This window comes from Listeria farberi (assembly GCF_014229295.1).
Taxonomy (GTDB): Bacteria; Bacillota; Bacilli; order Lactobacillales; family Listeriaceae; genus Listeria; species Listeria farberi.
In genome coordinates, this window is record NZ_JAARZL010000002.1 from 31469 (window position 1) to 40581 (window position 9113).

Annotated in this window: 19 protein-coding genes; all 19 read left to right on the forward strand. The window is 37.5% G+C overall.

Annotated features, from left to right (window positions below):
* Positions 1 to 5 precede the first annotated feature (5 nt).
* The 19 genes from HCB38_RS07645 to HCB38_RS07735 all read left to right on the forward strand — a co-directional run bounded on the left by HCB38_RS07645 (position 6) and on the right by HCB38_RS07735 (position 9086).
* Entirely contained in the window at positions 6 to 188 is a 183-nt protein-coding gene (locus HCB38_RS07645) for a hypothetical protein (RefSeq protein WP_185638093.1), read from the forward strand.
* Between the two features lie 63 nt (positions 189 to 251).
* The gene (locus HCB38_RS07650; RefSeq protein WP_185638095.1) at positions 252 to 461 is read left to right on the forward strand and encodes a hypothetical protein; all 210 of its coding nucleotides are present in this window, start codon (positions 252 to 254) and stop codon (positions 459 to 461) included.
* The gene (locus tag HCB38_RS07655) at positions 458 to 1024 is read left to right on the forward strand and encodes a DUF1642 domain-containing protein (protein WP_185638097.1); all 567 of its coding nucleotides are present in this window, start codon (positions 458 to 460) and stop codon (positions 1022 to 1024) included. Before HCB38_RS07650 ends, HCB38_RS07655 begins: the two co-directional genes overlap by 4 nt.
* On the forward strand, positions 1024 to 1230 hold the full coding sequence (locus HCB38_RS07660; protein ID WP_185638099.1) for a hypothetical protein: 207 nt from the start codon (positions 1024 to 1026) through the stop codon (positions 1228 to 1230). The genes HCB38_RS07655 and HCB38_RS07660 overlap by 1 nt, the downstream gene beginning before the upstream one ends.
* 191 nt (positions 1231 to 1421) lie before the next feature.
* Positions 1422 to 1868 carry a hypothetical protein gene (locus HCB38_RS07665; RefSeq protein WP_185638101.1) on the forward strand — a complete coding sequence of 149 codons (447 nt, stop codon included), beginning with the start codon at positions 1422 to 1424 and terminating at the stop codon, positions 1866 to 1868.
* A complete protein-coding gene (locus tag HCB38_RS07670; protein WP_185638102.1) occupies positions 1865 to 2158 on the forward strand; it encodes a hypothetical protein in 294 nt (97 codons plus the stop codon). The genes HCB38_RS07665 and HCB38_RS07670 overlap by 4 nt, the downstream gene beginning before the upstream one ends.
* A complete protein-coding gene (locus HCB38_RS07675; protein WP_185638104.1) occupies positions 2151 to 2339 on the forward strand; it encodes a hypothetical protein in 189 nt (62 codons plus the stop codon). Before HCB38_RS07670 ends, HCB38_RS07675 begins: the two co-directional genes overlap by 8 nt.
* A complete protein-coding gene (locus HCB38_RS07680) occupies positions 2336 to 2530 on the forward strand; it encodes a hypothetical protein (protein WP_185638106.1) in 195 nt (64 codons plus the stop codon). Before HCB38_RS07675 ends, HCB38_RS07680 begins: the two co-directional genes overlap by 4 nt.
* A gap of 13 nt (positions 2531 to 2543) precedes the next feature.
* Positions 2544 to 2957, forward strand: a complete 414-nt coding sequence (locus HCB38_RS07685; protein WP_185638108.1) for a YopX family protein — start codon at positions 2544 to 2546, stop codon at positions 2955 to 2957.
* Entirely contained in the window at positions 2954 to 3157 is a 204-nt protein-coding gene (locus HCB38_RS07690) for a hypothetical protein (protein WP_185638109.1), read from the forward strand. Before HCB38_RS07685 ends, HCB38_RS07690 begins: the two co-directional genes overlap by 4 nt.
* Positions 3154 to 3678, forward strand: coding sequence for a pentapeptide repeat-containing protein (locus HCB38_RS07695; RefSeq protein ID WP_185638111.1), 525 nt, complete (start codon positions 3154 to 3156; stop codon positions 3676 to 3678). Before HCB38_RS07690 ends, HCB38_RS07695 begins: the two co-directional genes overlap by 4 nt.
* Before the next feature lie 78 nt (positions 3679 to 3756).
* Positions 3757 to 4191, forward strand: coding sequence for a hypothetical protein (locus HCB38_RS07700; protein ID WP_185638113.1), 435 nt, complete (start codon positions 3757 to 3759; stop codon positions 4189 to 4191).
* Positions 4192 to 4202: 11 nt separating this feature from the next.
* Entirely contained in the window at positions 4203 to 4430 is a 228-nt protein-coding gene (locus tag HCB38_RS07705; protein ID WP_185638115.1) for a hypothetical protein, read from the forward strand.
* Positions 4431 to 4535: 105 nt separating this feature from the next.
* Positions 4536 to 5462 (forward strand): DNA-methyltransferase, encoded by a 927-nt coding sequence (locus HCB38_RS07710; RefSeq protein WP_185638119.1) that lies wholly within the window; start codon positions 4536 to 4538, stop codon positions 5460 to 5462.
* Between the two features lie 42 nt (positions 5463 to 5504).
* Positions 5505 to 5927 carry a hypothetical protein gene (locus tag HCB38_RS07715; protein WP_185638121.1) on the forward strand — a complete coding sequence of 141 codons (423 nt, stop codon included), beginning with the start codon at positions 5505 to 5507 and terminating at the stop codon, positions 5925 to 5927.
* A gap of 1 nt (position 5928) precedes the next feature.
* Positions 5929 to 7272: an AAA family ATPase gene (locus HCB38_RS07720; RefSeq protein WP_185638123.1), complete on the forward strand. Its 1344-nt coding sequence runs from the start codon at positions 5929 to 5931 to the stop codon at positions 7270 to 7272.
* Positions 7273 to 7282: 10 nt separating this feature from the next.
* Positions 7283 to 7588: a hypothetical protein gene (locus tag HCB38_RS07725; RefSeq protein ID WP_185638125.1), complete on the forward strand. Its 306-nt coding sequence runs from the start codon at positions 7283 to 7285 to the stop codon at positions 7586 to 7588.
* A 17-nt stretch (positions 7589 to 7605) separates the two neighbouring features.
* Positions 7606 to 8499, forward strand: a complete 894-nt coding sequence (locus HCB38_RS07730; RefSeq protein ID WP_185638128.1) for a toprim domain-containing protein — start codon at positions 7606 to 7608, stop codon at positions 8497 to 8499.
* 59 nt (positions 8500 to 8558) lie between these two features.
* A complete protein-coding gene (locus HCB38_RS07735) occupies positions 8559 to 9086 on the forward strand; it encodes a hypothetical protein (protein WP_185638129.1) in 528 nt (175 codons plus the stop codon).
* The last annotated feature ends 27 nt before the right edge of the window (positions 9087 to 9113 follow it).

Consider the following 9113-nt stretch of genomic DNA (forward strand, 5'->3'; position numbering starts at 1 on the left):
CAGGCGTGAATAACGAACCGGAAGACATAAGTTATCCGAATAACAAAGAACAGAAAGAGTATTACTTTATGAAATGTCATATCTGCGGAGAAAAGATTTTGGACAGAGAAACAATAACTTATGAATATGCTGGTCAAGTTGAAGCTGTGCATGAGAGTTGTTATTTTAAAGCATCAAGTGAGATTTAGGAGTGAGAACATGACAGAATACGCACTTTATAAAGCAGATGAACAGAAGGGTGTGCAATCAAGATGAAGAACATTGAAATAATTTTAACGAAAAAAGAAGCAGATTATGTCAAGACAATGCTTCTAACTAACACATACAAAATTCAAGCTATATGTAAAAAAAGAGAAGAAAGGAAAGAGTTTTTTCGTGAATATACAGTATTAAACGGAAACATATCTCGTAAAATTACCAATGCTCTTAAAGTTAGCATGGCAAAGGAGGAACAAGCATGAAGTTTAGTGAAGGCGATAAAGTGGGGTTTATTTATCTAGGTGAATTGAAACAAGGCGTTGTAACTGAAAGAAGAGCGAGTAATTTCGATATATCCTATCAGGTTAAAGGGGAAGGCATGGGAACACTTTGGGTTACCGAAAATGAATTGGTTGCGCCTGCTCCGGTTGTAAAAGTGCCAAAAATAATAGGTGATTTTTTGGAAAATCATTCTAAAGAAGATGGTCATACACTTCATGATTTATTGTGCGATTTATTAACTTCTAGAGATTCGTTAGATGAAAATGTATACGACTGGATCATGGGAAACAATAATGAAAATGGTGATTTGCTTGCCCGCGCATGGCTAGACGGCTACGAGGTCGAGAAAAAACCGCTTTATTATGTGCGATTTTTTGAGGGGAAAATCGGTTTTCTCAATGTTTATTACAATGGTTCTATAAATGTAGGTAGCTATGACCAATGTTGTGGATATAAAACTAAATTCACCGAGGCAGAAATAAAAGAAATGGACGAACGTTATTGGCAGTTTGCGGTGCCTGTTGAAGAAGTGGAGGGTGAATAATGTTTAAACGATTAAGATGTGAACATATATTTGACTTAATAAAAGCCAGACCGTGGCGCCTAACTTTCGAAACTTCCAACGGACTAGACGATGCGGACGAACGTGTGCTAGTAGTGCGATGTTTCGCATGTGGTAAAAGGAAAAAGATTACGCAAACAAAAAGAAACAATCAAATTATAGATTATATGGATATTTTAGCCGATTAAATGCACACAAAACTAGTAGTAATTGAGGACAACAGAATAATGTCTAAATGCCCGCATTGCCTTGTTCTAAACGAGCATGTTATGGACTTATTTCAGCCAGAACAGCTTTTAGGTATAAGGGATATTAATATCGAATGTGCTTGTTGTCAAGATTATGTTTTACAACTACCTAATAAAATGGAGGGATACTAATGGAAATAAACTTAATGGATTACGTCAGTGAAGCAGATATTAAACAAACTATTTTAGAAGCCGTGAAATCAAAAGTATATAACATGCAAGAAAAGGACATTGAAAGGATTTACACGAATGCGTGCTATTCAGCAGTAACTAAGTTAACAGATGAAATTATCGAAGAAAAAGGACTGGAATTTAGTATTGAAAATAAAGTACGTGAGCTTATTGAAAACTTAAGCACTTTTAATGTTTTCTATCACGACTCAACGCATCATTTTAAGAACAGCGAAGCATTTAATTTAACACAGAGAATTGTCGAGGAAGAAAAAGACTTACTTCGTAAAACAGTTAAACAACATATAGCTAATGCGTATAGTGAAGTGGAAGCATCCGCAGATATTGCTGATTTAATGAGTGAATATGTGCGTGATTTATTCACGGTGGAGGGGGAAGCGTTATGAGGACTGAAATAATCACAACACATGTAGAGTGTGACATTTGTCATAAGAACAATGACAGCGGATTTGCAATTGCGAAAATGGGTGTTGGTGTTTTGAATATAGGACGTATTGATGAATATGGAACCTTTCATCGAAGCCATGGTGAAAATATTGGGATTAAACATTTAGATTTATGTTCAAGTTGTGCAAATGTGGCGCTTGATAAAGTCGTAAAATCAAAATCATGTATGTTCATGCCAGATGTATATTATTCGTTTATAGATATAGCGGAGGGTGAAGACAATGAGTAAAAACTTGTATGCAATCAAACAAAATGGCTTGTACAAACATTTTCCGCAATGTAACTATAACAAATCAATATCGAAAGATTGTTTGTTTGTGAGAAAAGACACCGCTGAAAAGAACTGTGCTTCGGATGGTTCTGACGAAATAGTAGAAATCAGTTTAGTAGAAGTGGATGTGAAAGCATGAGTGGAAAACAAGCTTATCGGTACGGTATACAAATTATAACCATCAGAGAATTTGATAAATCATTGCCAATTCAAAAATGCTTATTTAAAAGAATTCGTTGTAAACATGATTTCAAATATAGAGGTTTAGGAGAAGCAGGTATTAAGAAGTTATATATTTGCGATTCATGTGGTCAAGTTAATTTGAGATAGGAGGGACTAAAATATGAGAGAGATTGAGTTTAGAGGAAAAGCACTTATATCTATTGAGGAACTAGATGAGATAGGAATTAAGCATATAAATGGATATGTATATGGAGATCTAGTAGATAATTCACATATAGTTACTGGAATACTTGAATCAAATGATGAATATATTTGCATCGAGACATGGTGCGGGATTGACCAGAAAACAATTGAACAATACACAGGCTTAAAGGATAAAAACGGCAAGAAGATTTTTGAAGGTGATATAGGCTGGGATGAACACAATGAGTGCTACGGCGTTGTTAAATTTGAAGAAGGTAAGTTCTTGTATGTATGGGAAAACATTGCAGAGGACTTGCGGGAAGTGGCTGATGGTATTGAGATTTGCGGCAACATACACGAAAATTTGGATTTGTTGGAGGGAACGGAATGAGTGAAAACAGAACTTTTAAAGCATTGTTAGATTTCGAAAGCGAAGGACGTATATTTATAAAAGACAATTTGTACACAGCTTTTTATCGCAACGGGAAGTATACATTAGTGGCAGAAAATGGTGAATTCAATTTTTCGTTAGAGTTAATGGATAGAGTGGCTGTTGCTTGGAAATCCTCATTTGTGGAGGTGGCGGAATGAAACAAAAAGAGTTAGACATCATATTAGAGAAGCATGGAAAATGGCTGCTCAACGAAGATGGCGAGAGAGCGGATTTAAGTAATGCAGACTTAAAAAACACAAATTTAAGATGTGCAAATTTAAGAGGTGCAAATTTAAAAAATGCAGATTTAAGCTATGCAGATTTGAGTGGTGCAAATTTAAACAATGCAGATTTAAGAGGTGTAAATTTAGCTAATGCCGATTTAAGATATGTAAATTTAAGACATGCAGATTTAAGATATGTAAATTTAAGAGATGCAAATTTAAATTGGGTAAACTGGCAACATGTAGAAGGCTTAACAGTTATCTGCGTACAAGTAGATACGACACGTAAAAACAATCAAATAGCATATATCAAAGAATTAGATATATGGATAACAGGTTGTTTCCAAGGAACATTAGATGAGCTTAAAGCGTCTGTTGAACAAACGCATAAGCATAACGAAAAACTTAAAAAGAGATATTACAGAGTGATTGATTTTATTTTGAACGAGGTGTAAGAATGAGTGAACAAGAAGCAAAGCGTACAAAGAATTGGCAAATCGAGGCTTACAACCATTGAAGGAGGATGAAAAAAATTGAGTTTTGATAAACGTATTGCATTCACTAATAAATATAATCAACAAGTTTTAGTCAGAAGTGCCGGGTTTGGTGCTGAACGATTAGAGGTTACCGCAACAGACAATCCGGCGTTAGCTAAATATTTCACTAATCGAGAACACGCTATGTTAACGTGTCGAGTAATAGACGAAGCTCTGGGTGTCCGCACTAGGTTAGAAGACCGTAAACAGGTGTATATCATAACAAAGGTCAAGAGGGATTGTGACGAATATCTACGAGCTGTCGTGCCGCTTGTTGGTAATTTATCACCAGTAGCAAGTTGGACTAAAGACATATCTGACGCCATAAATTTCACTGATTTTGATAGTATGGTTATGATGTGTAATTTCGTTGACTCACTTCGCGAAAACGACTGCCAAGCAAAATGCGGTCATCAGATGTTTTATAAATAGGAGGAACACGAATGAAATACGAAGTTCATTGGGAACATATGCAAACAAAAGAATATAATATTCACGATAAATATGCAACTTTTGAGGAAGCTTTGCAGTCTATATACGATTGGTGGGAGCTAAACGAATACAAACCTCATTACGTGCGTCACTGGACACGCGAAGGGAGAACAGTAGTAGATTACGGCTCACATTATATGTTTTATTACATTTATGCAATTGATCCACCAAGCCAATAGATATTCTTATGCCAGTTATTTAGTTAGAGAAATTGAAGACAATGAAGATATGACCTATATAGAATATAAAAACTTAGTGAAATAGAAAGGAGTGCGGTTTATTAATTGAATAAAATCGAATTAAATAAAATTTATAATGAAGATTGTTTAGAAGGTATGAAGCGGATCCCAGATAATTCTATTGACCTCATTTTAACAGACCCTCCTTACGGCACAATAAAATCGTTGCGCCTGCCAATGTGGACCGACGAAACAACGTACTGGGACAACGCAGTCGCACCGGATGTGTTACTCGGATTTGGTGAGAAATTACTGCGATCAAAAGCTCCGTTTATTGTCTTTTCGCAAGAACCTTATACGATGAAATTACGAAATAGTGGGACTCGACTACTTTCGTTTAGTTATCCGCTAATTTGGAAAAAGCAAAGTTTTGGGAACCATCTGTTAGTTAAGAAAGCACCAGCGAGTTATTTTGAGGATTTAAGTGTATTCCGAAAACAATTTGACACAAACTACCAATCAGAAGAGCGCTCATATGCAAGGAGAATATTAGAGTACATAAATAAAAGCAGCACACAAGTAACAAAAGACTTAGGGCATCGCAAACTTGAACACTTCCTTCGCTTCGATTCCAGCCAGTTCGCAATACCAACAAAATTAGCTTATGAAGAATTTGTTAAATATTATCAAATCAGTGATTTAGATTGGTGTTTGACCTATGAAGGATTACAAAAAATAAAAAGCGATGCACGCCCAACGTTTAACTTGCAGGGGCAAAATCATAAATCTAACATTTTGGAATACAAAAAAGAACTGAACAATACTTTTCACCCCACGCAAAAACCGGTTGCGCTTATCAAAGATTTAATTGAAACATATACAAATGAAGGCGATACAGTTTTAGATCCGTTTATGGGTTCATGCACAACTGCAATTGCGTGCTTAGAGACAAATAGAAATTTCATAGGTTTTGAATTAGATGAAAATTATTACACGCAAGGTATTGCGCGAATTAAGGAACATAAGATTTAAATGGATACATATAAGTCAGTATAATTGTAGAGGTGGGATAAATTGAAAGATTTACAAGTTGCTGTCGGTGATGTAGTGCGCGTAAAAGGCTACGAAGCATTGTATTACATTGACATTATCAATATACATAATATTGAAACTTCGGATTTAAAATGGGTTGAGGTGGAGCTTGACCTTACAGGGGTAAACGGCGAATATAATTTCGCATACTTAGAAGATGTAACACTTGTTTGTCGGGCAAAACATGCAAAAGAATATTTAAGAACGGGCACACTAACACCGGACATGTTAACCGCGAATAAAGAAGCGCCAACACTAACCAATCAAGCCACTACCATAGACGAACTACTAGACGCTGCAATAGAGGCGCAAGAATTATACGAACAAACAGGTGTGTCGCTATTTCAATCGCAAGAAAAAGCAGCATACGAGCTAATTAAAAATTTAACAGAAATGAGCGAGTAAAATGGCAAATAAACAGTTTGCGCAGTTATTGCTTAATAAAGTAATAAATGACGCTGATATTTCAGCATTAACAAAATACAATATTCAGTCGAGCGACATGCCTACGAAAGTAGATAGTCAAACCTTCGATTTCATTCACGACTATTATGAAAAAGAAGGCGTTGTGCCAAGCTATGCAACTGTGTCAGCAAAAGTGGCAAACTTCGAATACGTGCCCGAAATTACTGACACCTATGCATACTTGGCGAAGCAAGTAAAAGATTTTAGCGGAAAAGTTTCGCTATTCAAACTTCTTGAGGATCCGACAATGCAGGCGAAATTTGACGACATGAGTAGCGCCGACTTTATCGCTTATATGCAAAAGTCGCTGCATGAAATCGAAGTCAACACGAAGGTTGCGCGTGGGCTTGGCACGGATGTAGTTCATGATGCGGAGAAATTTTTAAGCGAATATGAAAAACGCAAAGCAGGCGAAAGTAATAAGGTTTGGCGCTCGAAATTTCCGACGGTTGAGCAAGAACTTGGCGGCTACACAGAAGGAAACACGTACGCATGGTTCGGTCGGTCTGGTCGCGGCAAGTCTATAATTACGATGGAGGAGGCGCTACAAGCAGCAGTAGACGGTGCAAATGTGTTGATTTGGGCGCTGGAAATGCCATGGTTCGAGTGGATGGCGCGGGCATATAGCAGCTTAAGCGCTCGACGTAAAATTTTCAAAGCTGAAATTGACGGAACAAAATACGAAACTGGGTTCTTTAACCGGAATTTACAACAAGGCGACCTACCTGCTGAATTTGAAGAAGCTTTTCGCGTTTTTACGATGGAGTTAGCCGAAGGACAGCATGTAAAAGGTTCGATAACTGTGCGCTCTGTAGATGACGACGACTTTGACCAGCGGAATTTAGCCGCATTACAAGCAGATATTGAAGCAACTAAAGCGAATGTTGTTGTAATTGATCCGATTTATTACATGGATTTCGAACAAAATACGAGTAAAACTGCAGGTGGCGATATTGCCGCAACAAGCAAAAAACTACGCCGCCTTGCTGGTAAAATGAAATGCGTTATACACGTTGTTACGCAAGCAGAAGAAGACAAAGAGAAGTTCGACGAAGGAGTTCGCTCCATTAGTATTCCGAGCCGCGAATCTGTGAAAAAATCCAAAGCGATTTTAGAGGATGCTGCAGCTTTACTTGCATTCGACTCGGCGGACAGCACGGGAGTCATTGAAATAAAAAAAGGGCGAAGTGGCGGCGAAGGTAAGCAGGCAGAACTTATTTTTATGCCGAGCTACGGCGTAGTGGAAGAAATTGACTACACTGCCGCACTAGTACGCGAATTTTAGGAGGATTTATATGGTAGAAATTGAAAAGTGGATTGTTGAAAATGACAAAAAATTAGCTGGAAAAAATTTAGTGTTTTACTACGAATTTGACAATGGCGAGGCATATAGCGACCATTATACCTATGTTACAGGTCCGTATTTTAGAACTATTAAACAAGCATTTGATTATATGATGGCAGATAGTAAAATGAAGCCAACCATCCTAGAGGACTACAAGAACGGAGAACCAACGTTACTTTTTGAAGAAAAAACCCATGTAGCTTTTACATCTAGTTGGTCGGCAACTCTTGAACATATGGAGTACTGGGCGGATTAGTATAGGAGGTCATGCAATTGATTGTTATTGATATAAACGAAAATATACTGCATGTGGATATACTCGAAGAATTGAATCAATTTCAGTGGGAGCATGCGCGTTGGACCGAAGATAAATTAATTGCAGCGAGCCCCTTTCGCGAAGATAACCGACCATCTTTTTTCGTTAATCTGCAAACAGGGATTTGGTCCGATTCGGGCGCGGTAGATGTCTCGAAAACAAAAGGTAATTTAGTGTGGTTACTGGCGTTACTAAAAGGATGGTCCTATGGTATGACCGCGGACTGGCTCGAAGAAAAGTACGGATTTCCTGATGTTGCAAAAATGAAACTCAAACCAGCAGTAACTTTAGTCGAAGCTTCCAATTATACGGTACTTGAAGGCTTCGAAGCTTTAAATACGTCGGAGTACTTAGAGAGTCGCGGCATTAGCGCAGAAGTTCAACAGCGATACGGGGTTGGCGGTGATAGTAAAAAGGCTGTTATGCCTTGGCGAACAAAGGACGGGTATGCCGCAAATGTTAAATATAGACGTGCCGACAAAAAAGAATTTTGGTATGAGAACGATGCTACATTGTTAACTGAATTGGTCTTCGGCTATGATGTTGTATGCCGCGAAAATCCGACAACAATCGCTTTATGTGAGGCTGAAATTGATGCAATGAGCTGGTGTATAATTGACAGCAATGTGGTCGGCGTTGCAGTGGGGAAAAGTGCAATAAGTGAGCAACAAATAGAGCTTATAAAAAGATTAAATGTTGAGCGAATTATTTTGGCGGGCGATAATGATGAAAAAGGGCGCATGCTCAACCAACAAGCTAAAATGTTATTTGGCGGTTTGTTCAAGCTAGAGTATGCCGAATATGCTCCTTTTAAAGACGCAAATGAAAAATTATTAAATATTTTAACTTAGTACGTTCACATAATCGCTTATATGCGATATACTTAATAAGTAATAAGGAGTTGATAAATTTGAAAAAGCTTTCTGAAATAGTGTTAACGGACCATGCAATTAAACGAGCGAAAGAAAGACTTAAAATTCCGGAAGCTACTGCACAGCGATGGGCAACAAACAAGCTGAAAGGTAAAGAAGCGACTGCACAAACAGGAATACATACGTATGAATACGAAGTTGACGGCGTTACATTTATTGTTAGCCATAAAAACAAGAAGGCGAGTTTAATTACGTGTTATAAAACGATTAACGACCCACTTAGAAAGAAAGTCAGTGTATTCTTAGATAAGGAATTGCGCAAAGCAAAACGTGCGTATAATTCAGTAAATAAAGAAATACTTTGCATGAGTGCAAAATTATACTCGCAAATAAGCGATGAAACTGCTAAGCTTGCCCGAACAACCAACCCGAAAGCAGTTTTAAAAATCAGTGAAAACTTAAATAAGTTGAACAGCGAATTAGAAAAAGCACAGTTGAAACGTGATGAAGCCGCAAAAGAGCTTGACATTCTGGGCAAACAAATTGATAAAATACTTGATTTATAAGCCGACAATTTCTACGTCGGCAAAGCA

Coding starts and splice junctions, on each gene's coding strand:
- HCB38_RS07660 (WP_185638099.1), top strand. CDS start 1,024: ATGTTTAAACGATTAAGATGTGAACATATATTTGACTTAATAAAAGCC.
- HCB38_RS07690 (WP_185638109.1), top strand. CDS start 2,954: ATGAGTGAAAACAGAACTTTTAAAGCATTGTTAGATTTCGAAAGCGAA.
- HCB38_RS07655 (WP_185638097.1), top strand. CDS start 458: ATGAAGTTTAGTGAAGGCGATAAAGTGGGGTTTATTTATCTAGGTGAA.
- HCB38_RS07695 (WP_185638111.1), top strand. CDS start 3,154: ATGAAACAAAAAGAGTTAGACATCATATTAGAGAAGCATGGAAAATGG.
- HCB38_RS07685 (WP_185638108.1), top strand. CDS start 2,544: ATGAGAGAGATTGAGTTTAGAGGAAAAGCACTTATATCTATTGAGGAA.
- HCB38_RS07725 (WP_185638125.1), top strand. CDS start 7,283: ATGGTAGAAATTGAAAAGTGGATTGTTGAAAATGACAAAAAATTAGCT.
- HCB38_RS07720 (WP_185638123.1), top strand. CDS start 5,929: ATGGCAAATAAACAGTTTGCGCAGTTATTGCTTAATAAAGTAATAAAT.
- HCB38_RS07665 (WP_185638101.1), top strand. CDS start 1,422: ATGGAAATAAACTTAATGGATTACGTCAGTGAAGCAGATATTAAACAA.
- HCB38_RS07705 (WP_185638115.1), top strand. CDS start 4,203: ATGAAATACGAAGTTCATTGGGAACATATGCAAACAAAAGAATATAAT.
- HCB38_RS07650 (WP_185638095.1), top strand. CDS start 252: ATGAAGAACATTGAAATAATTTTAACGAAAAAAGAAGCAGATTATGTC.
- HCB38_RS07670 (WP_185638102.1), top strand. CDS start 1,865: ATGAGGACTGAAATAATCACAACACATGTAGAGTGTGACATTTGTCAT.
- HCB38_RS07675 (WP_185638104.1), top strand. CDS start 2,151: ATGAGTAAAAACTTGTATGCAATCAAACAAAATGGCTTGTACAAACAT.
- HCB38_RS07680 (WP_185638106.1), top strand. CDS start 2,336: ATGAGTGGAAAACAAGCTTATCGGTACGGTATACAAATTATAACCATC.